The organism is Pseudomonas cichorii, from assembly GCF_018343775.1.
Lineage (GTDB): Bacteria > Pseudomonadota > Gammaproteobacteria > Pseudomonadales > Pseudomonadaceae > Aquipseudomonas > Aquipseudomonas cichorii.
Genome location: NZ_CP074349.1, coordinates 5,547,168 through 5,568,616, shown reverse-complemented (window position 1 = coordinate 5,568,616; position 21,449 = coordinate 5,547,168). Strand labels below are relative to the sequence as shown.

Genomic DNA, 21,449 nt, shown 5'->3' with positions numbered 1-21,449 from the left:
GGGTCAGGCGCTATAACTGATCCGCCCGTCCACCAGCGTGTAACGCACGGCACCCGGCAGGCAATGCCCCAGGAACGGGCAGTTATCGCCTTTGGACAGCCACTTCTCGCCGGCAACCGTCGAGGCTGCCGGGTCGAACAGCACCAGATCAGCCGCCGAGCCTGCGCTCAATTGCCCGGCTGGCAGGCGCAAGGCGGCTGCAGGGCCTGAGCTCAGGCGGGCGATCAGGGTCGGCAGGTCGAGCAAGCCATCTTCAACCAGCGTCATCGCCAGTGGCAGCAACAGCTCGACACTGCTGATGCCCGGCTCGGTCGCGCCAAACGGTGCCAGCTTGGCATCACGTTCATGTGGCTGGTGATGGCTGGAGATGGCCTGGATCACACCGGATTTCACGGCTTCACGCAGGCCGTCGCGGTCGGCGCGGGTGCGCAGTGGCGGCTGGACGTGATACAGGCTGGAGAAGTCGATCAGGGCTTCGTCGGTCAGGATCAACTGATACAAGGCCACATCGGCGGTCACCGGCAGGCCGCGGGCTTGCGCCTGGGCGATCAGGGCTGCGCCACGGGCGCTGGTCAACTGGCTGAAGTGCGCACGCACGCCGCTTTGTTCCACCAGCAGCAGGTCCCGGGCCAGTGCCACGGTTTCCGCTGTTTCCGGGATGCCGGCCAAGCCAAGGAAGCTGGCAGTCGGGCCTTCATGGGCCAGGCCGCCTTCAGCCAGGTCACGATCCTGAGAGTTGAAAATCACCGTCAGGTCGAAAGTCGCCGCATATTCCAGCGCCCGGCAGAGGGTGCGGGTATTGCTGAAGCTGCTCAAGCCATTGCCGAACGCCACGCAACCGGCGTCGCGCAGGGCAATCAGTTCTGCCAGTTGCTCGCCTTCCAGCCCTTTGCTCAAGGCGCCGATAGGGAAGACCTTGCTGTATCCGGCCTCGCGGGCGCGGTCCAGGATCAGTTCGGCGACCGCCGAGGTGTCGAGTACCGGCTTGGTGCGTGGCGGGCAGCACAGGCTGGTGACGCCACCTGCCGTTGCGGCGCGTGTTTCGCTGGCGATGGTGCCTTTGCGGCTGTAACCCGGTTCGCGCAGGGAAACATTGAGGTCAACGAGGCCGGGTGCGGCGACAAGGCCGTTGGCGTCGATGGTCTGGCTGGGCTCGAAGCCTGCGGGTGCAGCGCCGATGGCGAGGATCTTGCCCGCTTCAAGGTGCAGGTCCGTGACTTTATCCAGCCCACTGACCGGATCGATGACGCGAGCGCCGAGAATGCTGAGCTTCACAGGGCGTTCTCCTGCTCGAATTGTCGTTGTGCGGTTTGTCCGCTCATGGCCATGGACAGTACGGCCATGCGCACGGCGATCCCGTAGGTCACTTGATTGAGAATGACCGAGTGCGCGCCGTCGGCCACGGCCGATTCGATTTCCACGCCCCGGTTGATGGGGCCTGGGTGCATGACGATGGCATCAGGCTTGGCGCCCGCCAGACGTGCAGTGGTCAGGCCGAACAGACGGTAGAACTCGCCTTCGCTGGGCAGCAGGCCGCCGGTCATGCGTTCGCGTTGCAGGCGCAGCATGATGACCACGTCCACATCCTTCAGGCCTTCGGTCATGTCGGTGTAAACCTTGACCCCGTATTGCTCAATGCCGATGGGCAGCAAGGTTTTCGGTCCGATGACGCGAATGTCCGGGCAACCCAGTGCCTTGAGGGCCAGCATGTTGGAGCGCGCCACGCGCGAGTGCAGGATGTCGCCGACGATGGCCACCGACAGGTTCTCGAAGCTGCCCTTGTGACGACGGATCGTCAGCATGTCGAGCATGCCTTGGGTCGGGTGCGCGTGACGGCCGTCGCCGCCGTTGATGATCGCCACTTCCGGGCATACGTGCTCGGCAATGAAGTGGGCTGCGCCGGAGTCGGCGTGGCGGACGACAAACATGTCGGCAGCCATGGCTTCCAGGTTGCGCAGGGTGTCGAACAGCGTCTCGCCCTTGCTGGTGGAGGACGTCGAAACGTTGAGGGTGATGACGTCCGCCGACAGCCGCTGGGCGGCGAGTTCAAAGGTGGTCCGCGTGCGGGTCGAGTTCTCGAAGAACACGTTGCAGACGGTCTTGCCACGCAACAGCGGGACTTTCTTCACCGCACGGGCGCCGACTTCAAGGAAGGAGTCAGCCGTGTCGAGGATTTCGGTAAGCAGTTCGCGGGGCAAGCCGTCCAGAGACAGAAAATGGCGCAGCTGACCCTGATGGTTGAGTTGCAGCGGGCGCTTGGCGTCGAGAGGCGTCATCGCAAGGGACTCTTAAAGGGCTGAAGCGGTGGAAAGGTCTTGAAGCTCGAGCGCCAGCGGCTCGGGGCCGGTCAGCTTGACGCGCTCGTCGGGTGCCAGGGGCAGCGATGCGCCCACCACGTTGGGGCGAATCGGCAGTTCACCGGCGTCCAGGTCCAGCAGGCAGACCAGCGTGACACTGGCTGGTCGTCCGTAATCGAACAGTTCGTTGAGGGCTGCACGAATGGTGCGCCCGCTCATGAGCACGTCATCGATCAGGACCAGGTGCTGGCCTTCGATCTCGAACGGCAGCTCCGAGGGACGAACCTGAGGATGAAGGCCGTTCTGGCTGAAGTCGTCGCGATAGAAGGACACATCCAGTGTGCCGAGGGGCGCGTCGTTTTCCATAGCCTTTAGCAGCGCCTGCGCCACCCATACACCGCCGGTGCGGATGCCGATGAAACGAGGGTCGTTGATGCCGCGCTTGCTCAGGTGAGCGCTCAGGTCGGTAGCCATCTGACGAATCAGATCGCTGGGGTTGGGCAAGCTCATGATTGCTCCTTGATCAAAGGGCCGGGCACCGCCCATGGGGCTGGCTGCTCAGGCGGAAACTTGAAATCCGGGTATCTCGAAGCTGTTCTGGCCCGAAAAGTCACGCATTCAACAACTCGGGATGGGCATCCAGCCAGCCTTGCAGCAAGAGCGCGGCGGCGATGGCATCCACGGGGTTGTCACGATAGCTGCTGCCCCGCTGACCGCCACGGGCCATGCGTTCGCCCTTGGCTTCAAAGGTGGTCAGGCGTTCATCGTGGGTATAGACCGGAATGTTGAAGCGGCCATTGAGCTTGCGCGAGAACTTTTCGGCCCGGGCGCTCATCTCACTGGGCGTACCGTCCATGTTCAGCGGCAGGCCGACCACGATGGCATCGGGTTTCCACTCGGTAATCAGCGCCTGAACCTTGTCCCAGTCCGGGACGCCGTTCTGTGCCTTGAGCGTGCACAGCTCTCGGGCCTGGCCGGTAATGGCCTGGCCGACCGCAATGCCGATCTGTTTGGTGCCGTAATCGAAACCCAGGAGCAGGCGCAATGCAGCCATCAGGCGTGACCTGCCTGGGTCGAGAGCAGATTCAGATTGATCCCCAGGCGCGCTGCCGCAGCGTCGAGCCGCAGTTCGCTGTCGGTCTCGAACAGGATGGCCGGGTCGAAAGGGCAGGTCAGCCAGGCATTGGCAGCCATTTCGGCATCCAGTTGGCCCGCGTCCCAGCCGGCGTAGCCCAGGGCGATCACATTTTGATCAGGGCCGTAGCCGTCCGCGATGGAAAACAGTACGTCCTGCGAGGTGGACAGCGAGACGCCACCCAGCTCGACCGTTGCCTGAAATATCTGGCCACTTGGGTGCAGCACGAACCCGCGGTCGGTCTGTACCGGGCCACCGGAATGAATGGGGATGTGCTGGCAGCGCACGGGAGCGGGCAGCTCCGGGCGTAACTGTTCAAGCACATCGGCAAGACTCAGGCTTTGCGGGCGGTTTATCACCAGACCCATTGCACCATTGGCGTTGTGCTCGACGATATACGTCAAGGTTTGCGCGAAGTTCTGATCGTGCATGTGGGGCATGGCGATCAGGAACTGATGCTTGAGATAGCTCGGGGATAGTTTTTTCATGAGCCTTAGTGTGGCGCTGCCGGGCAGACCTGACAACTGTCAGTTATGGCAGCCTTGCGATTTGTGAAGAAACGGTCAGTTACTGGACAGCTTGTCACCCCGTGCAAACTTCCAGGTGCGGATGATTTCCAGCCGATCGATGTCGGCCAGATCGCCGGTGAACGGCGAAAATGGCGCTGCCAGACGTACAATTCGCTGTGCGGCCTGATCCAGCAGTGGGTGGCCCGAGGACTCCAGCACCAGCACTTCATAGAGCGAGCCATCGTGATTGATCGAGACCAATAGCCGCAGGTTGCCGTAGATCTGCTGGCGGCGCGCTTCTTCCGGGTAGTTCAGGTTGCCGACCCGCTCGACTTTCTTGCGCCAGTCATCCTTGTACCAGGCGCCCTTGTCGCGCATGGTCGAGGCCGCATTGAGGCGATGGATCTTCGGCCGCTTGGCATAAAGCTGCTGTTCGGCCGACAGTTCGGCTTCCAGGCTGGCGATTTCATTGCTCAACTGCGAGCTGTCGAAGGAGGGCGCTTCCTTGGCGGCTGGTTCGGGTTTGACTTCCTCGCGCTTGGTGGCCGTGTGCTGCGGGGAAGGGGCGACAGTGGCTACCGCGGTTTTCGGTGCTTCCTGTTTTTCCACAGGCTTGTTGGCCGGTGGTGGCGTCACCTTGTTGACCTTGGTGTCCTGATAGGGCGCGATTTCCGTGGTCTTGAGGGTTTCTGCCTTGTCCAGGGTGCCGCTGCCCTGTTGATCGTCCTGAGCCAGAAAGTCCGCCTGCTTGGGCTTTTCCTCGCTTTTGAACGTGGCGAGAGTGATTTCCAGCGTCTGGGAGATCTGTTCGGGTTTTACATAGGTGAAGCCGACGCCAAGAATCACCGCGGCATGAATAAGTGCGGCGATCATCATGGTGAAGCCCAGGCGATCTGCTGGACGCACCCCAACTGTCGAAAGTTCGAGGGGCAGGTCGTTTCTGGCCATGGATGTCATTGGCGGCTCAGTGTCTCGTTCAAAATCCGTTTCATCATTATTGCTTCGCGAATGAATTCGCTCCTACGGTAGGCGCGAATTCATTCGCGAAAACCCCGCTTACCGAGCCTGAAGTTTCTTCTCGATCACGTCCATCAGCAAGCCGCCGATGTGGGTGCCGAAGGCATTGTCGATTTCGCGGATGCAGGTCGGGCTGGTGACGTTGATTTCGGTGAGATGCTCACCAATCACATCCAGACCGACAAAAATAAGGCCTTTTTCGCGCAAGGTCGGGCCGATCTGCTCAGCGATCCAGCGATCCTTTTCAGTCAGCGGACGAGCTTCGCCGCGACCTCCAGCGGCCAGGTTGCCACGGGTTTCGCCCGCTGCCGGGATACGCGCCAGGCAGTAAGGCACGGGTTCGCCGTCGACCATCAGGATGCGTTTGTCGCCGTCCTTGATTGCTGGCAGATAACCCTGGGCCATGATCTGCTGGGTGCCGTGGGCCGTCAGGGTTTCCAGGATCACCGACAGGTTCGGGTCGCCTGCGCGATGACGGAAGATCGACGCGCCGCCCATGCCGTCCAGCGGCTTGAGGATCACATCGCCGTGCTGCGCGGCGAATTCACGAAGAATGTCCGGGCGACGGCTGACGAGCGTTGGCGGGGTGCATTGCGGGAACAGCGTGGCGAACAGCTTTTCGTTGCAGTCACGCAGACTCTGGGGTTTGTTGACGATCAGCACGCCTGCACGCTCTGCCTGTTCCAGCAGGTACGTGGTGTAGACGAATTCCATGTCGAACGGCGGGTCCTTGCGCATCAGGATCACGTCCAGATCGTCAAGGCCGGTGTCGATTTCGTCCTGCAGTTCAAACCAGTGGGCCGGATCGGCGAAGACCTTCAGCGGTTTCATCCGGGCGCGAGCCTGGCCAGCGTTCTGGTACAGGTCCTTCTGCTCCATGTAGAACAGCGACCAGCCACGTTCCTGCGCGGCAAGCAGCATGGCCAGCGAGCTGTCCTTTTTATAGGAGATGCGCTCAATGGGGTCCATGACAATCCCTAAGCGAACGCTCATGGGTAATATCCTCTGATCGATAACGGTCATGATGACCTTGAAATAGGCGTCAGGGTGGCGCTCCGATTGCTTCGGGTCAAGGGGCAGCGCTTTATGGATTGAGTCTGGAGAGTGTGCTAAAAAGGCTCGACATCCGCTCTTCTGCGCCATGGGTCTGCCAAACGCCACGATCCGGCGCCAGTGCCACGCAGAACACGCAGAAAATCGCTGCGGCGACGGAAGAACAGATATGGAACAGTACGCCACAGCATTGAAGGTCATGGTCATCGATGACTCGAAGACCGTTCGCCGTACCGCCGAAACGCTGCTAAAGAACGTCGGCTGTGAAGTCATCACGGCAATAGACGGTTTCGATGCGTTGGCAAAGATCGCCGATAATCATCCGCGAATCATATTCGTCGATATCATGATGCCACGTCTGGACGGTTATCAGACCTGTGCACTGATCAAGAACAACAGGGCTTTCAAGTCGACTCCAGTCATCATGCTTTCTTCCAAGGATGGATTGTTCGACAAGGCCAAGGGCAGGATCGTCGGTTCCGACCAGTTTCTGACCAAGCCTTTCAGCAAGGAAGAGCTACTGAACGCCATCAAGGCCCACGTGCCCGGTTTCGTTGCGGTAGAACAACAAATTTCGTGATGCCCGCGCCTGATCGCGGCTTCGCACCTGATGGGGAACACCATGGCTCGAATATTGATCGTCGATGATTCGCCGACCGAAATGTACAAACTCACCGGCATGCTGGAAAAGCACGGCCATGAGGTGCTGAAGGCTGAAAATGGCGCCGATGGCGTTGCGCTGGCCCGTCAGGAAAAACCCGATGCCGTGCTGATGGATATCGTCATGCCCGGGCTCAACGGTTTTCAGGCCACGCGCCAGCTGACCAAGGATGCCGACACCAACATGATCCCGGTGATCATGATCACCACCAAGGATCAGGAAACCGACAAGGTCTGGGGCAAGCGCCAGGGCGCCAGGGATTACCTGACCAAGCCGGTGGATGAAGAAACCCTGATGAAAACCCTGAACGCGGTGCTGGCCGGCTGATAGCCGGGCTTTCCATGGTCGAGCCACGTACTGCCTTTGAACTGCTGCTCGATATCGATCAGCGGTGTCGCTCCCTGGCGGCAGGTCTGCCGTTGCAGGAAACCCACCAGCAGGACTGGAGCGGCATCGGCTTTCGCATGGGCGAGCAACGCTTCGTGGCGCCCATGGGCGAAATCGCCGAAATCCTGCATGAGCCACGTTATGCCGTGATGCCCGGCGTAAAGCCATGGGTGGTCGGCATGGCCAATCTGCGCGGGCGGCTGTTGCCGCTCATGGACCTGTGCGGTTTCTTCGGCCACGAACTGTCCACGGTTCGCAAGCAACGGCGGGTGCTGGTCGTTGAGCATCAGGATGTGTTTGCGGGGCTGGTGGTGGATGAAGTCTTTGGTATGCAACATTTCAGTCAGTTGAGCCTGATGCCCGAAACCCTTGTTGCGCCGGACATGGCCGTGGTGCCGTTCCTGCGCGGGCAATTTCTGCGTGAACAGGCCTGGCTGGTATTCAGCCCCTGGGCGCTGACGCAATCTCCTGATTTCATGGACGTGGCATTGTAAGTGGCAGGTCGGTCCGCCCGATCTGGTCGGGCGTGTTTGTTTCACGAATCGCGGTTGGTCCAGGCGGGGGCCTGATTAATGAGTAAGACAGGCAGGTCACTGGAAGGCGCACAGAGCCGGGCGCAGATTATTCTGTTGTTCGTCGCGCTCATCGTTTTCATCATTTTGTTGTTCGCCAACTTCACATATCTCAATACCCAGTCGAACTACGACAAACAGTACATCGGCCATGCCGGTGAGCTGCGGGTGTTGTCCCAGCGTATTGCCAAGAACGCCACCGAAGCTGCGGCCGGCAAGGCCCAGGCGTTCAAGTTACTGACCGATGCCCGCAACGATTTCGACCTGCGCTGGGGCTATCTCAAGAAAGGCGATCCGTCCACCGGTCTGCCGGCTGCGCCTTCGGCCGTGCGGGATGAGTTGCGCGCGGTGCAGAACGACTGGGAGAACCTGCGCAAGAGTGCCGATGTGATTCTGGCCAGCGAACAGACGGTGCTGTCCTTGCATCAGGTGGCCGCGACCTTGTCCGAAACCATCCCGCAATTGCAGGTCGAGTACGAAAAGGTCGTTGAAATCCTGCTCAAGAGCCATGCTCCGGCCAGTCAGGTCGTCCTGGCGCAACGTCAGGCCCTCTTGGCGGAAAGAATCCTCGGTGCAGTGAATATCGTGCTGTCCGGTGACGAAACCGCCGTGCAGGCCGCCGATGCCTTTGGCCGTGATGCCAGCCAGTTCGGACGGGTGCTCAACGGCATGCTCGAAGGTAATTCGAGCATGCGCATCGCTCAGGTCGAGGACCGTGATGCCCGTGCGCGTCTGGCGGAAATCTCCGAATTGTTCGAGTTCGTGTCCGGTTCGGTCGACGAAATCCTCGAAACGTCTTCCGAGCTGTTTCAGGTCCGTGAAGCGTCCGGCAATATTTTCAACACTTCGCAGACCCTGCTGGAGAAAGCGTCGGTGTTGGCCAGTGGCCTGGAAAACCTGGCGACCACCCGTTCGGCCAACTCCATCGGCGAGTACGTGCTCGGCCTGCTGGCGTTGATGTCCATCATCCTGATCGGTCTGGTGATGGTGCGCGAAACCAATCGCCAGTTGCGCGAAACCGCCCAGAAGAACGAGCGCAACCAGAACGCGATCATGCGGCTGCTGGATGAAATCGAGAACCTGGCCGATGGCGACCTGACCGTGACTGCGTCAGTGACCGAGGACTTCACCGGGGCGATTGCCGACTCCATCAACTATTCCATCGATCAATTGCGCGAACTGGTGGTGACCATCAACCTCACCGCCGAGCAGGTCGCGGCAGCGGTGCAGGATACCCAGACCACCGCCACGCAACTGGCGGCAGCGTCCGAGCATCAGGCGCTGCAGATCAGCGCCGCATCGGCGGCAATCACCGACATCGCGGTTTCCATCGATCAGGTTTCCGCCAACGCGTCGGAGTCCTCGGCGGTGGCAGAGCGTTCGGTCACCATCGCCAACAAGGGCAACGAGGTGGTGCACAACACCATCCATGGCATGGACAACATTCGCGAGCAGATTCAGGACACCTCCAAGCGCATCAAGCGCCTGGGCGAGTCCTCGCAGGAAATTGGCGATATCGTCAGCCTGATTGATGACATTGCCGACCAGACCAATATCCTGGCCCTCAATGCTGCCATTCAGGCGTCCATGGCGGGTGATGCAGGGCGCGGCTTTGCGGTGGTTGCCGACGAGGTTCAGCGTCTGGCCGAGCGTTCGTCGTCCGCTACCAAACAGATCGAAATGCTGGTGCGGGCCATCCAGAACGACACCAATGAAGCGGTCATTTCCATGGAACAGACCACCAGCGAGGTGGTGCGCGGCGCACGGCTGGCGCAGGATGCCGGTGTAGCGCTGGAAGAGATCGAAGGTGTTTCCAGGGTGTTGGCCGAACTGATCGAAAGTATCACCGACGCGGCTCGCCAGCAGGCCTCGTCTGCCGGGCAGATTTCGCAGACCATGACCGTGATCCAGCAAACCTCGACACAAACGACTTCGGGTACTGCCGCGACGGCAGAGAGCATCGGCAACCTGGCGAAAATGGCCAGTGAAATGCGCCGCTCGGTGTCAGGGTTTACCTTGCCGCCATCCAGAGAAATCGGATGATGCCCTGCAAATGAACAGTCTCGATCGGGTAAGAGGCAGGACTCATGGCTGACCGCCGCGATTATGTCGCTCTGGAATGGCTCAAGGGCGAGATAGCCGAAACACTCAGGCAGGCCCGTCAGGCGCTGGACGCATTCGCCAGCGAGCCAGCGAACACGGCTGCCCTGGATGAATGCCTGAACCTTGTGCATCAGGTTCACGGCAGCCTGCAAATGATCGAATTCTATGGCGCGGCCCTGCTCGCCGAGGAGATCGAACAACTGGTTCTGGCCTTGCAACAGCATCGGGTCAGTCAGCAGGCCGAGTCCATGCAGTTGCTGGATCAGGCCATGGCCCAGTTGCCGGTCTATCTGGAGCGGGTTCATTCCGCCCGGCGTGACCTGCCGCTGGTGGTCTTGCCGCTGCTCAACGACCTGCGCAGCGCCCGTGGTGAAAGCCTGCTCTCTGAAACCAGTCTGTTTGCCCCGCAACTGGTCGTCGTCCCGCCGCTCGATGCCGAGACACTGGCCCAGCGCAATACAGCGGAATTGCCCGAGTTGCTGCGCAAGTTGCGCCATACCCTGCAAGCGGCTCTGGTGGGCTTGATGCGTGAGCAGGATGTAAAGGCTCAATTGGGTTTTATGGCCAAAGTGTTCGCTCGCCTGGAGCTTTTGTGTGAAGACGCGCCGCTTGGGCCGCTGTGGCGAATCGCTTCGGCGCTGGTCGAAACCATGCTCAACGGCAACTTCACCAACAGCCCGGCGTTGCGCAGTCTGCTCAAAGACGCAGACAAGGAACTCAAGCGCCTGCTGGAGCAGGGTATCGACGGCATCAACCAGCCAGCGCCTGAAGAGTTGCTGAAAAGCCTGCTGTTCTACATCGCCAAGTCCGACAGCCAGGCGCCGAAGATGCAGGACCTCAAGGATCAGTACGCCCTGGCGGAAGCCTTGCCCGGCAATGACGTGGTCAATGAAGAGCGCGCCCGCATGGCCGGGCCGGATCGCGATGCCATGCGTTCGGTGATCGTTGCGCTGTGCGAAGGGCTGGTGCGGGTCAAGGAGCGGCTTGATGTGTTCGTGCGCGGTGACCGCCAGCACGTCAGCGAGCTCAATCCGCTGCTGCCGCCGTTGCGCCAGATTGCCGATACCCTGGCGGTGTTGGGGTTTGGTCAGCCGCGCAAGGTCATCATCGATCAACTGGCGGTGGTTCAGGGGCTCGCTCAGGGGCAGCGTGAACCCAATGATGCCGCGCTGATGGATGTGGCGGGTGCCTTGCTGTACGTCGAGTCGACACTGGCCGGGATGATCGGCCCTACCGAGCAGACCAACCAGGAAGACAGCCGCCTGCCCACCACTGACCTGATGCAGATTCACCAACTGGTGATCCGCGAAGCGCGGATTGTCCTGCAGCAGGCCAAGGATGTGGTGCTCGATTACATCGATGGCGAGTGGGATCGCCAGCGGCTTGAGCCGCTGTGTGCCTTGCTGATCCAGGTGCGTGGCGCGCTGGCGATGATCCCTCTGGCCAGGGCGGCGAGCCTGCTGGCCGCCTGCAACGAATACATCGTCGAACAATTGCTGGTAGACGAAAACCGTCCTTCGTGGACCCAGCTCGATTGCCTGGCCGATACCCTGACCGGAGTCGAGTATTACCTGGAGCGCATGGGCGAGGATCACGAGGCGCCGGGTAACCAGATTCTGGACCTGGCCCAGCAAAGCCTCGCCCGGCTGGGTTACTCGCCAGCACCGGACACGCTGGATGTGCCGCTGCTGGACGAAGTCATCACTCAGGACGAATTGCTGGAACTGGATGATCGGCAGGTGCTGGTCAGCCCGACGCAAACCATCGCTCAGGTCCTGGCCAGCCCGGTGTCTGCCGTCAACCCGCCAGCTCGCCATATCCCCGCCAGCCTGCTGCCTCCGCCCGAGGGCGAGGAGGCCGTGGATGAAGAGTTGCGCGAAGTCTTCCTTGAAGAAACCGAGGAAGTGCTGGATGCGCTGCGTGAATACCTGCCGCGCTGGTTTGCATCGCTTGGCACGCCCGGCAATGGCGATAGCAGCGCATTGACCGAAGTGCGCCGGGCGTTCCATACCCTCAAGGGCAGCGGGCGCATGGTTCGCGCCCTGGTCTTGAGTGAACTGGCCTGGTCGGTTGAGAACCTGCTTAACCGGGTCCTTGAAGGCGACGTCCTTGCGGGCCTGGAAGTGCAGCAATTGCTGACTGAAGTGCTTGCCTTGCTGCCTTCGGTGATCGACGACTTTGCCAGTGATGCGCAGCGCCAACGCAACGATGTGGATACTCTGGCCGCCCGCGCCCATGCGCTGGCCAACGGTCTTGAGCCCCCTCAGTACATCACGACGCCCCGCCAGGGCGCAGAAACGCTCGACCCGCAGTTGCTGGAGATTTTCCGTCAGGAAGCCTATGGGCATCTTGGGGCGCTCAATCGCTTTCTCGATCAGGCCGCGCAAAGCGCTTCGCCCTCCATCACCGATGCCTTGCTGCGCTCGCTGCATACCCTCAAGGGCAGTGCACACATGGCCGGCGTCTTGCCGATTGCCGAACTGGCGAGCCCGCTGGATCAACTGGTGCGTGAGTACAAGGCCAACCTGATCGCCATCGGCGCGCCCGAACTCAAGTTGCTGCGCAATGCCGAGCCCCTGTTGCGCAAGGGCCTTGAGCAACTGGAGAGCAAGCCGCTGGCCGAGATTCCGGGGGCTGCCAGATTGATCGAGGCGGCTCATACGTTGCTCAACGAGCGGCTGACCAGTGCGCTGCGTGAGTCGGACAGCGGCTTGCGCATCAATCACAACCCCAAGCTGATCGCCACCTTCCTGGCCGAAGGCATGGACATTGTTCTGGATGCCGAGAGCCTGTTGCAGCGCTGGCGTGAGCACCCCGGAGAACGGCAGGAACTGAGTGCGCTCCTCGATGAGTTGACCACGCTTGGCCATGGCGCCCATCTGGCTGATCTGCCTCAGGTCGATGAGCTGTGCGAGGCCTTGCTGGACCTTTATGGCGCCGTGGAAGAAAGCAGTCTTGCAGTCAGTGAGCGCTTTTTCAGCGAAGCCGAAAATGCCCATGAAGCCTTGATCAACATGCTCGATCAGGTTGCGGCCGGTCAGAATGTCGACCCGCGTCCCGAATGCATTCGCGCCTTGCACGAACTGCTCGACGAAGCGCTGGACCCGTCCGCTATGGGGCTGATCAAGAGTGACGGTGTGCAAGCGCCGAGCATTACGGAATTCGATGCAGCCACCGCACAACTGGCCGGTGAAGCGTCAGGTGTCGAGGTGGCGGATTTTGACGACGAGATCGTCGAAATCTTTCTCGAAGAAGCCGTCGATATCCTCGACAGCGCCGGGCATTCACTGCAGCGCTGGCTGGAAGATCCCGAAAGCCCATTGCCGTTGCCCTCCTTGCAGCGCGATCTGCACACCCTCAAGGGCGGTGCGCGGATGGCCGATATCGTGCCGGTGGCGGCGTTGGGTCATGAGCTGGAAGTTCTTTACGAAGGCCTGATCGACCGGCGCTACAGCTATTCACCGGAACTGGCCGGTCTGTTGCGTGCCAGCCACAACCATCTGGCGCGCATGCTGGAGCAACTGCAGGACCATCACCGGCTCACTGACCCTGCGCCACTGATCGAAGCCATCGGCAGTTTTCGCCAGGGCACCTTCGTTCCCGCAGACAGCGAGGCCGATCAGGTGTGCGAACCGGCTGAACCCCAGACTGAGGATGCCCCGGAGCGCGACCCGGAACTGCTGGAAATCTTCCTCGAAGAAGGCTACGACCTCAGCGAAAGCTCGGGCGCTGCCCTGGCGCGCTGGCAAGCCGATCCGCAGAACCTGCTGGAAGTGGAAAACCTGCTGCGTGACCTGCACACCCTCAAGGGTGGGGCGCGCATGGTCGAAATTGCCCCTATTGGCGATCTGGCCCACGAACTTGAATCCCTTTACGAAGGGCTTTCACGTGGCGATATGCAGCCGGGCCCGCTGATGATCAGCCTGCTGCAAAGCGGCCATGACCTGCTGGTCGACATGCTCGATGCGGTACGTGCGGACAAGCCTTTGCCCAGTGCTGCCTTGTTGATTGAGAACGTTCGGAAACTGGCCAGCCTTGAACCTGTGGTTCAAACGCCGATTGTCGAGGTGCCCGAGCCCGCGTCTGTGATTACGACGCCGGGCAATACCGAGCCGGAAGCCGAGCGCAGTGGCCCTGAAATGGTCAAGGTCGGCGCCGAACAACTGGAGACACTGGTCAATCTGGCAGGTGAAACTTCGATTTTCCGTGGGCGTATCGAACAGCAGATCATCGATACGCAAATCACGCTGGTGGAGATGGAAACCACCATCGAGCGTATGCGCGACCAGTTGCGCCGTCTGGATATGGAAACCCAGGGCCGTATTCTCAGCCGCGATCAGGTTCAGGCCGAGCGCCTGGGTTATGAAGAGTTCGATCCGCTGGAAATGGATCGGCATTCGCAGCTTCAGCAATTGTCGCGAGCCTTGTTCGAGTCGGCCTCCGACCTGATGGACCTCAAGGAAACTCTGGGCAGTCGCGCACGTGATGCGAAAACCCTCTTGCAGCAGCAGGCCAAGGTCAACACGGAGTTGCAGGAAGGTCTGATGCGGACCCGCATGGTGCCTTTCGAGCGGCTTGTGCCACGCTTGCGTCGGGTGGTGCGTCAGGTTGCTGCGCAACTGCACAAGAAAGTCAGTTTCGACGTGGGCAATGCCGACGGCGAAATGGATCGCACGATCCTCGAACGCATGGTTGCGCCGCTGGAACACATGCTGCGCAATGCGGTGGATCATGGTCTGGAAAGTACCGAAAGACGCCTGGCTGCCGGCAAGCCGGAGCAGGGCCATATCCAGCTGAACCTGATGCATGAAGGCGGCGATATCGTCATTGAATTGAGCGATGACGGTTCCGGTGTCGATATCGCTGCCGTGCGCCGCAAGGCAATCAAGCGCGGCATGATTCAGGAGGATGCGCAGCTCTCCGATGATGAAGTCTTGCCTTTCATTCTTCAGGCCGGGTTTTCCACGACCGAAATCATCACCCAGATTTCCGGGCGTGGTGTCGGGATGGATGTGGTGCATGCCGAGGTCAAGCAACTGGGTGGCTCGATTGTCATCGACTCGGTGCCAGGGCAGGGCACCCGCTTCCGGATTCGCCTGCCTTTCTCGGTGTCGGTGAACCGTGCCCTGATGGTGCAGTGCGCCGAAGAGCAGTATGCGGTGCCGCTCAATACCGTCGACGGGATCGTGCAGGTCATGTCCAGCGATCTGGAAGCCTGTTACCTGAGCAGCCCGCCGCGCTATCACTACGGCGGGCGCAGTTATGAACTGCGCTATCTGGGCGAACTGCTTAATAGCGGCAAGCCCAGGTTTGCCGGTCAGTTGCAGTCTGTGCCGGTGTTGCTGGTGCATCTGCAAGAGCAATGGCTGGCGGTGCAGGTCGATGCGCTGGCAGGCTCCCGGGAAATCGTGGTCAAGAACCTGGGGCTGCAATTTTCAAGGGTTCAGGGGGTTTCCGGCGCGACCATCCTGGGCGATGGCCGGGTGATTTTCATTCTTGATCTGCTGGCACAGATCCGTGTCTTGCAAAGCCGCTCGCAGATGCAGCAGGCACAAGGACTGGTCGCGCCAACCTTCAGCGAAATCGAGCATACCCGGCCTCTGTTGATCATGGTGGTGGATGATTCGGTGACGGTGCGCAAAGTCACCAGCCGTTTGCTGGAGCGCCACGGCATGCATGTGCTGACCGCCAAGGACGGTATCGACGCCATGAGCCTGCTGCAGGAACACACGCCGGATGTGATGTTGCTGGATATCGAAATGCCGCGCATGGACGGCTTCGAGGTTGCCAGTCAGATTCGCCACGACGAACAGCTCAAGGACCTGCCCATCATCATGATCACTTCCCGCTCTGGCCAGAAACACCGCGACCGCGCCATGGCCATCGGCGTCAACGATTACCTGAGCAAGCCGTATCAAGAGTCGGTACTGCTGCAGAGCATTGCCCACTGGAGCCAGGTCAATGTCTGAAAGAACCTTCCAGAGCAGCCGCCTCACCACCCTGACCGGGCTGCTCCTGCCCTTGAGCGACCGCTCCCTGCTGCTGCCCAATGTCGCGGTCGCGGAACTGATCGACTACCAGGACTGCACCGCCGAACCTGGCGCACCCGAGTGGTATCTGGGGCCGATCAGCTGGCGTGACCTGAAACTGCCCCTGATCAGCTTCGAAGCCGCCTGCGGCGGCCGACCTCGCGTTGGAGGCCGTGCGCGCATCGTCGTCCTCAACGCCTTGGGTGGGCGCAATGAAGTCCGCTTCATCGCCTTGCTGACCCAGGGTATTCCTCGCTCATTCAAGGTCGACAGCCAGTTGAGCTACGTGGACGTGCCCCTCGCCGAACTGGAACTGGCCGCCGTCCAGACCGGAGACAGCGTGGCCCGTATCCCCGACCTAGTGGCGCTTGAACAGCGAGTGGTGGATGCTGGGTGGCTTGAGCCGATTTAGTAGGAGCGGATTTATCCGCGAGACGTCATTGAAGACGATAGATTCTCTTCGGATATGCGGGCCTCTCGCGAATAAATTCGCTCCTGCCTGGGTGAGCAAAAATATTCCAGACGTCGAAGCCGGCACCCAGCAAAGATACTGGCTATTGGCTTGACGCTTATCACTGCTGCCGTAGACTGACTTCATCCGACAAGGAGTCTCCGGTATGCGGTATTTGCAAGGTTTGTTTTTCGGGTTGATGGGTGTGGTGTGTGTCGCTCAGGCGCAAACGCCGGCCGAGGTTGATCCGTTGTTGGATAACGCTGCATCTGCAGGTGCCCAGCCTGCTTCTGCCACTGAGGCGCGAGGGGTGTTGCGGGCGCAGGATCAGGCGGTGCTTGCCAGTGAGCTGGCCGGGCGTATTGTTGATCTGCCGCTGCGCGAAGGTGAAACTTTCAATAAGGGCGATATGCTGGCGCGCTTCGACTGCTCGGCTTATCAGGCCCAGCTCAATGCCTCCCAGGCCGCCAGTCGCGGCGCCAGTGAAGAGCTGGCTCACAATCGGCAACTGGCTTCGCTCAATTCGGTAGGGCGTTTCGAGGTCGCACGTGCAGAAGCCCGTGTCGCCGAAACCCAGGCGCAATCCAGTGTCTTTCAGGTTCAGGTCAAACGTTGCAGCGTGATTGCGCCGTATGACGGGCAGGTCGTGGAGCGCAAGGTCCAGCGCTATGAAAGCGTTTCCCCCGGCACGCCGCTGCTGGAGATCGTCGATAACCGCACGCTGGAAATTCACCTTCTGGTCCCATCCCGCTGGATGGGCAAGCTCAAGGCCGGGCAGACGTTCAGTTTCGTGCCTGACGAAACCGGCAAGCCACTGACCGCCACTATCAAGCGCTTCGGTGCGCGAATCGATGAAGGCAGCCAGACCTTGCTGCTGGTGGCCGGTCTGCCAAAGTCCGAGGGCCTGTTGGCGGGCATGAGCGGAACCGCACGTTTCCCGGAGCTTAAGTGAACGCTTCTGTACCTGGGGTGGTGGAGCGGGTCTTTGCCCAGTTCCTCGATCTTGAACGCCTGACCCGCGCAGCCCGCACGACCGATCAACTGGCTTACAGCCTTGTGAATGACGGTCAGCCATTGTTTGGCTTTCGCCATGCCGCGCTGGTGATTGCCGGCAAGGTGCGGGCGGTGACGGGCGTCAGCGTGATTGATCCCAATGCGCCCTTTGTCGCGTTCGTCGAGCATGCGGTCGCGCAGTTGTTCAAGCTGGAGAAGGCCAAGCCGGCCAGTGTTGTGGCGATGGAGTCGCTCAGCGCTTCGGTACGCGAAGACTGGCAAAGCCTGTCGGCCATCCATGTGTTCTGGCTGCCGTTGCTGGACCACAAGGGCGAAGTGTTCGGCGGCCTTTGGCTGGCCCGCGACAAACCCTGGGCTGCGCCCGAGCAGGTTCTGCTCTCGCAACTGGGTGATACCTACAGCCATGCGTGGCTGGCGTTGGAGCCGCGCAAGCCCTGGCGTCTGCGCTGGAGTCGCAAGCGTCAGGTGCTGCTGGTGGCTCTTGCGCTGCTGAGCCTGCTGATCCCGGTTCGCCAGTCGGTTCTGGCGCCCGCTGAAGTCGTGCCATTGGCCGGTCGTGTGGTGGCTGCGCCGCTGGACGGCGTGATTGCCGAATTTCTGATCAAACCCAACCAGCCCGTGAAGACCGGCGACCTGCTGGTGCGTTTTGAAAACACCACGCTCAAGGCTCAGGCTGACGTGGCCGAGCGCACCCTGGGTGTTGCCGAGGCCGAGCTGAAAGCCAACTCGCAGCGGGCGTTTGCCGATGCCGAGTCAAACTCGAAGGTCGATTTGCTGGCCGCTCGCGTCGAGCAGAAGCGCGCAGAGCGCGATTACGCACGTGAATTGCTCAAGCGCAGCGAGGTTCGTGCCGAGCGTGACGGTATCGCGGTCTTTGCCGATGCTCAGCGCTGGACAGGCAAACCGGTCCAGACCGGCGAACGCCTGCTGGAAATCGCTGATCCGTCCCAGGCCGAGCTGCGTATCGAACTGGCAGTGGGTGATGCCATTGCGCTTGAACCGGATGCGGAAATCGCTCTGTTTCTGGACAGCGATCCCTTGCATCGTCACTCCGCCCGCCTGGAGCGTGCGGCATATGAGGCTCAGCCGACTCCAGGTGGGCAACTGGCCTATCGCCTGGATGCCAGTTTCCTTGACGCGCCGCCGCGTATCGGTCTGCGTGGCACCGCCAAGGTTTTTGGCGAGCGAGCGCCCCTGGCGTTGTATCTGTTGCGCCGGCCTCTGGCAGGTCTGCGTCAGAGCGTAGGTCTGTAAATGGCGCTGCCCAGCCTGCGGGCGGATCTGCAACTCACTTCAGTGGCCCCGGCACTCGACGGGTCGCCGCGCTGGACGCTGGCCGATCCCATACGTGGCCGTTATTTCAAGCTGGGTGCCCAGGCTATTCGCCTGTTGCGGCATTGGTCGCTGGGTGATCCTGCGCGGGTGCTCCAGGCCGCCAACCTCGAGCCCGGTCTGCCGCTGGGCGATGACGAAGTGCAAGAGCTGCTGATCTTTCTTCGCAGCCATGACCTGATCGCTTCGACCGACCCGGACCAGCGCGCCAGCTATGCCTACAAGGCGGCTGCTTCGCGTCACGGCTTGTGGCAGATGTTGTTGCATCAATACCTGTTCTTCCGCATTCCCCTGTGGCGCCCGGATGCTTTTCTCAATAGGGCCTGGCCCTGGCTGAAGCGTTTTGGCCCCTCACTTCTGCGCTATGGCCTGCCGGTCACGTTGGGGCTCGGGGTGTTTCTGGTCGCACGTGACTGGCAGCGATTCATTGGAACCTTCCCGCATCTGTTCAGCCTCGGCGGCGCGTTGGCGTTTGGTGCGGCGCTGTTTTTCGCCAAACTCTGTCATGAGTTCGGCCATGCCTTCATGGCCAAGCGTGCCGGGTGTCGTGTGCAGAGCATGGGCGTTGCATTCATGGTGCTGCTGCCGCTGTTCTACACCGACGTCAGCGATGCCTGGCGAGTGAATGACCGGCGCGCCCGTTTGCTGATCGGCGCAGGTGGTGTCCTTGCCGAAATGCTCTTGGCCTGTATCGCTTTGCTGGCCTGGTCGCTGCTGCCTGACGGGCCGGCACGCACGGCTGCGTTCATGCTGGCCAGTGCGACCTGGCTGACGACGGTGGTGGTCAATCTCAATCCGTTCATGCGCTTCGATGGTTACTTTTTGATCAGTGACCTGTGGGAAGTGGATAACCTTCAGGGCCGGGCCTTTGCTCTGTGCCGCTGGCGCTTGCGCGAAGCCCTGTTCGGTTACGGCCTGCCAGCGCCCGAACCCTGGACGCCAACCATGCAGCGGCGTCTGCTGTGGTGGGGGTATCTGTCCTGGCTGTGGCGTGCGGTGCTGTTTTTCGGGATCGCGTTGGCGGTCTATCACCTGTTTTTCAAGTTGCTGGGGATCTTCCTGATGTTGGTGGAACTGGGCTGGTTCATCTTTCTGCCGATCTTCAAGGAAGCGCGTCACTGGTGGGCGAATCGCGAGCAGGCCCATACGCCGCGTGTGTTGCTCAGTGGCGCAGGGCTTCTGGCGCTGATATTGCTGCTGGTGGTGCCTTGGCATAGCAGTGTCGAGCTGCCGGTCATGCTGGAAGCGGGGAGGGTTACGGCACTGCATGCCCCGGTCGCCGCACGGGTCAGGCAGGTGAACGTGCAGGACGGCCAGACAGTGGAGCAGGGCGCAGTGTTGGTGGAACTGGAGTCGCCGGACGTCGATTCGCGCCAGGCCATCGTGCGTCGGGAAATCGAAATCCTGCAATTGCAGATACGTCGTCAGGCCGGGCGCAGCGAGACGGTGGCGGATGTGGGCATCATCGAGCAGCGTCTGGCCAGCGCCGTGGCGGAGTATCGCGGTCTGGCAGCCCAGCGTGAGCGCTTGCTGGTGCGTGCTCCAAAGGCCGGTCAGGTTCGCGATCTCATGCCGCAACTGGCTCCGGGCCGTTGGGTTTCGACCCAGACGCCACTGGCCCGTATCGTCGAGGGCGGCACGCGCATTCGGGGTTATCTGGCTGAAGATGCCTTGTGGCGTATCGCTCCGGGCGACAAGGGCCGTTTCATCGCTGACGACCCGATGCGCCCGTCGCTGCAGGTCGAGTTGCTGGATGTGGATGCCAATGGTGTGTCCTATCTGGATCAGGAAGCCCTGGCGTCCGATCACCACGGGCCGATTGCCGTGCGTCGTGACGAGAACCAGCGTGCGGAGCCTGTGCAGGCGCAATACGGTGTGCGTCTGAAAGTGCTGGATGATATCGAAGCACCCACTCAGCCGTTGCGCGGGGTTGCGGTGTTGCAAGGCCGAAGTGAATCGCTCTTGGGGGCAACCTGGCGCAGGTTGGCGGCCCTGGGGGTTCGTGAAAGCGGTTTCTGAAAAAGTGGTTTCCAGGGAAAGAGGACGACACTGATGTTGAACAATGCAGACGGGCTTGAAGTCAGGCCTTCACGTGATACGGACAGCCCGTTCATTCAGTCGCTCTACCATTCGGCCAGGCCCGATTTGCAACTGATCGATGGCGAGCGTGATCTGGTTGAGGACGTCATTGCCCAGCAATTTCGTGTGCAGGAAGCCGGCCTGGGCGGTGAGTTTCCCAATGCGATGCATTACGTGATTGAAAAGCTTGGCACCCTGATCGGTGCGCTGGTGGTGGACTTTGGTCCCAATGAAATCCGTGTGCTGTATCTGGCGTTCATTCCGGCAGCCCGGGGCAAGGGGTACGGGCGTACGGTATTGCAAGGTGTGCAACAAGCTGCCGAGAAGATCTGTTGCCCGGTTGCGACGGTGGTCTGGGCCAATAACCCCCATGCGCGCCAGCATTATCTGGCGCTGGGGTTTCAGGTCGAAGAGCGGGATGTGGCGGCGGAGCGTCTGGTCTGGTATCCGGGCCAGGCCAAGACAGGCTGATCAGTTGAAGCTGATGCAGTAATAAGCCAGGTTTGCATCGCGTCCCATGGGCGGCACTCGGGAAACAAAGATCTCTTCCAGTCTGCCCAGTTCCGGCAGTTCGAGAGCGCACAGGCCATCGACGAAGGCGCTGGGTTCCAGTGAGTTGAGGCTGATGCTGAAGGGCAGGCGCTGATTGTCGGACAGGCGTGCCAGAGGTTTTTCATCGATGGAAGAGATGGCAATCGGCAATTGACTGCCATCGTCCAGTTGCAGCGAGCAGGTGCTGCCCAGCAGCGTACGAAAATGTTCGACAGTAATGTCTTGCAGCATGGAACGACTCCAGTAAGTGGGGAAGAG

The 21,449-nt window shown here is 60.9% G+C and carries 18 protein-coding genes; 10 read left to right on the top strand and 8 right to left on the bottom strand.

Translation table 11 applies throughout. The features are described 5' to 3' along the window. Nucleotides 1–3: 3 nt before the first annotated feature. The 7 genes from KGD89_RS24000 to gshB form a co-directional block, all read right to left on the bottom strand. Nucleotides 4–1,275: a dihydroorotase gene (locus KGD89_RS24000; protein ID WP_025262268.1), complete on the bottom strand. Its 1,272-nt coding sequence runs from the start codon at nucleotides 1,273–1,275 to the stop codon at nucleotides 4–6. Continuing rightward, nucleotides 1,272–2,276, bottom strand: a complete 1,005-nt coding sequence (locus KGD89_RS23995) for an aspartate carbamoyltransferase catalytic subunit (protein ID WP_025262267.1) — start codon at nucleotides 2,274–2,276, stop codon at nucleotides 1,272–1,274. Before KGD89_RS23995 ends, KGD89_RS24000 begins: the two co-directional genes overlap by 4 nt. A 12-nt stretch (nucleotides 2,277–2,288) precedes the next feature. Next, nucleotides 2,289–2,807 (bottom strand): bifunctional pyr operon transcriptional regulator/uracil phosphoribosyltransferase PyrR, encoded by a 519-nt coding sequence (gene pyrR, locus KGD89_RS23990; RefSeq protein WP_025262266.1) that lies wholly within the window; start codon nucleotides 2,805–2,807, stop codon nucleotides 2,289–2,291. Between the two features lie 100 nt (nucleotides 2,808–2,907). Further along, entirely contained in the window at nucleotides 2,908–3,351 is a 444-nt protein-coding gene (ruvX, locus tag KGD89_RS23985) for a Holliday junction resolvase RuvX (RefSeq protein ID WP_025262265.1), read from the bottom strand. Next, nucleotides 3,351–3,920 (bottom strand): YqgE/AlgH family protein, encoded by a 570-nt coding sequence (locus KGD89_RS23980; RefSeq protein ID WP_025262264.1) that lies wholly within the window; start codon nucleotides 3,918–3,920, stop codon nucleotides 3,351–3,353. Before KGD89_RS23980 ends, ruvX begins: the two co-directional genes overlap by 1 nt. 75 nt (nucleotides 3,921–3,995) lie before the next feature. Continuing rightward, entirely contained in the window at nucleotides 3,996–4,898 is a 903-nt protein-coding gene (locus KGD89_RS23975) for an energy transducer TonB (protein WP_038400078.1), read from the bottom strand. A 99-nt stretch (nucleotides 4,899–4,997) separates the two neighbouring features. Further along, nucleotides 4,998–5,951, bottom strand: a complete 954-nt coding sequence (gene gshB / locus KGD89_RS23970; protein WP_025262262.1) for a glutathione synthase — start codon at nucleotides 5,949–5,951, stop codon at nucleotides 4,998–5,000. Between the two features lie 229 nt (nucleotides 5,952–6,180). Here gshB and pilG point away from each other — a divergent pair, with 229 nt between their 5' ends. The 10 genes from pilG (at nucleotide 6,181) to KGD89_RS23920 (ending at nucleotide 21,110) form a co-directional block, all read left to right on the top strand. Continuing rightward, a complete protein-coding gene (gene pilG / locus KGD89_RS23965) occupies nucleotides 6,181–6,591 on the top strand; it encodes a twitching motility response regulator PilG (protein WP_025262261.1) in 411 nt (136 codons plus the stop codon). Nucleotides 6,592–6,633: 42 nt separating this feature from the next. Further along, a complete protein-coding gene (gene pilH / locus KGD89_RS23960) occupies nucleotides 6,634–6,999 on the top strand; it encodes a twitching motility response regulator PilH (protein WP_002551739.1) in 366 nt (121 codons plus the stop codon). Nucleotides 7,000–7,013: 14 nt separating this feature from the next. Then, on the top strand, nucleotides 7,014–7,553 hold the full coding sequence (locus tag KGD89_RS23955) for a chemotaxis protein CheW (protein ID WP_025262260.1): 540 nt from the start codon (nucleotides 7,014–7,016) through the stop codon (nucleotides 7,551–7,553). 78 nt (nucleotides 7,554–7,631) lie between these two features. Continuing rightward, on the top strand, nucleotides 7,632–9,674 hold the full coding sequence (locus KGD89_RS23950) for a methyl-accepting chemotaxis protein (protein ID WP_025262259.1): 2,043 nt from the start codon (nucleotides 7,632–7,634) through the stop codon (nucleotides 9,672–9,674). Between the two features lie 44 nt (nucleotides 9,675–9,718). Continuing rightward, nucleotides 9,719–15,703, top strand: coding sequence for an Hpt domain-containing protein (locus KGD89_RS23945; protein WP_025262258.1), 5,985 nt, complete (start codon nucleotides 9,719–9,721; stop codon nucleotides 15,701–15,703). Continuing rightward, nucleotides 15,696–16,175, top strand: a complete 480-nt coding sequence (locus KGD89_RS23940; protein ID WP_025262257.1) for a chemotaxis protein CheW — start codon at nucleotides 15,696–15,698, stop codon at nucleotides 16,173–16,175. Before KGD89_RS23945 ends, KGD89_RS23940 begins: the two co-directional genes overlap by 8 nt. Before the next feature lie 205 nt (nucleotides 16,176–16,380). After that, the gene (locus KGD89_RS23935) at nucleotides 16,381–17,166 is read left to right on the top strand and encodes an efflux RND transporter periplasmic adaptor subunit (RefSeq protein ID WP_025262256.1); all 786 of its coding nucleotides are present in this window, start codon (nucleotides 16,381–16,383) and stop codon (nucleotides 17,164–17,166) included. Beyond that, nucleotides 17,163–18,482, top strand: a complete 1,320-nt coding sequence (locus tag KGD89_RS23930; RefSeq protein ID WP_025262255.1) for an efflux RND transporter periplasmic adaptor subunit — start codon at nucleotides 17,163–17,165, stop codon at nucleotides 18,480–18,482. Before KGD89_RS23935 ends, KGD89_RS23930 begins: the two co-directional genes overlap by 4 nt. Next, the gene (locus tag KGD89_RS23925) at nucleotides 18,483–20,579 is read left to right on the top strand and encodes an HlyD family efflux transporter periplasmic adaptor subunit (protein ID WP_025262254.1); all 2,097 of its coding nucleotides are present in this window, start codon (nucleotides 18,483–18,485) and stop codon (nucleotides 20,577–20,579) included. A gap of 33 nt (nucleotides 20,580–20,612) precedes the next feature. Further along, a complete protein-coding gene (locus KGD89_RS23920; protein ID WP_025262253.1) occupies nucleotides 20,613–21,110 on the top strand; it encodes a GNAT family N-acetyltransferase in 498 nt (165 codons plus the stop codon). Here the strand turns inward: KGD89_RS23920 and KGD89_RS23915 are convergent, their stop codons facing one another. After that, nucleotides 21,111–21,422, bottom strand: a complete 312-nt coding sequence (locus tag KGD89_RS23915; protein WP_025262252.1) for a DUF6916 family protein — start codon at nucleotides 21,420–21,422, stop codon at nucleotides 21,111–21,113. Nucleotides 21,423–21,449 lie beyond the last annotated feature (27 nt).

Bases quoted from the DNA above. Each gene is read 5' to 3' on its own strand.
- KGD89_RS23915 (WP_025262252.1), bottom strand. From the start codon at position 21,422: ATGCTGCAAGACATTACTGTCGAACATTTTCGTACGCTGCTGGGCAGC.
- ruvX (WP_025262265.1), bottom strand. From the start codon at position 3,351: ATGGCTGCATTGCGCCTGCTCCTGGGTTTCGATTACGGCACCAAACAG.
- pilH (WP_002551739.1), top strand. From the start codon at position 6,634: ATGGCTCGAATATTGATCGTCGATGATTCGCCGACCGAAATGTACAAA.
- KGD89_RS23940 (WP_025262257.1), top strand. From the start codon at position 15,696: ATGTCTGAAAGAACCTTCCAGAGCAGCCGCCTCACCACCCTGACCGGG.
- KGD89_RS23925 (WP_025262254.1), top strand. From the start codon at position 18,483: ATGGCGCTGCCCAGCCTGCGGGCGGATCTGCAACTCACTTCAGTGGCC.
- KGD89_RS23935 (WP_025262256.1), top strand. From the start codon at position 16,381: ATGCGGTATTTGCAAGGTTTGTTTTTCGGGTTGATGGGTGTGGTGTGT.
- KGD89_RS23950 (WP_025262259.1), top strand. From the start codon at position 7,632: ATGAGTAAGACAGGCAGGTCACTGGAAGGCGCACAGAGCCGGGCGCAG.
- KGD89_RS23995 (WP_025262267.1), bottom strand. From the start codon at position 2,276: ATGACGCCTCTCGACGCCAAGCGCCCGCTGCAACTCAACCATCAGGGT.
- pilG (WP_025262261.1), top strand. From the start codon at position 6,181: ATGGAACAGTACGCCACAGCATTGAAGGTCATGGTCATCGATGACTCG.
- KGD89_RS23975 (WP_038400078.1), bottom strand. From the start codon at position 4,898: ATGACATCCATGGCCAGAAACGACCTGCCCCTCGAACTTTCGACAGTT.
- pyrR (WP_025262266.1), bottom strand. From the start codon at position 2,807: ATGAGCTTGCCCAACCCCAGCGATCTGATTCGTCAGATGGCTACCGAC.
- gshB (WP_025262262.1), bottom strand. From the start codon at position 5,951: ATGAGCGTTCGCTTAGGGATTGTCATGGACCCCATTGAGCGCATCTCC.
- KGD89_RS23920 (WP_025262253.1), top strand. From the start codon at position 20,613: ATGTTGAACAATGCAGACGGGCTTGAAGTCAGGCCTTCACGTGATACG.
- KGD89_RS23980 (WP_025262264.1), bottom strand. From the start codon at position 3,920: ATGAAAAAACTATCCCCGAGCTATCTCAAGCATCAGTTCCTGATCGCC.
- KGD89_RS23955 (WP_025262260.1), top strand. From the start codon at position 7,014: ATGGTCGAGCCACGTACTGCCTTTGAACTGCTGCTCGATATCGATCAG.
- KGD89_RS23945 (WP_025262258.1), top strand. From the start codon at position 9,719: ATGGCTGACCGCCGCGATTATGTCGCTCTGGAATGGCTCAAGGGCGAG.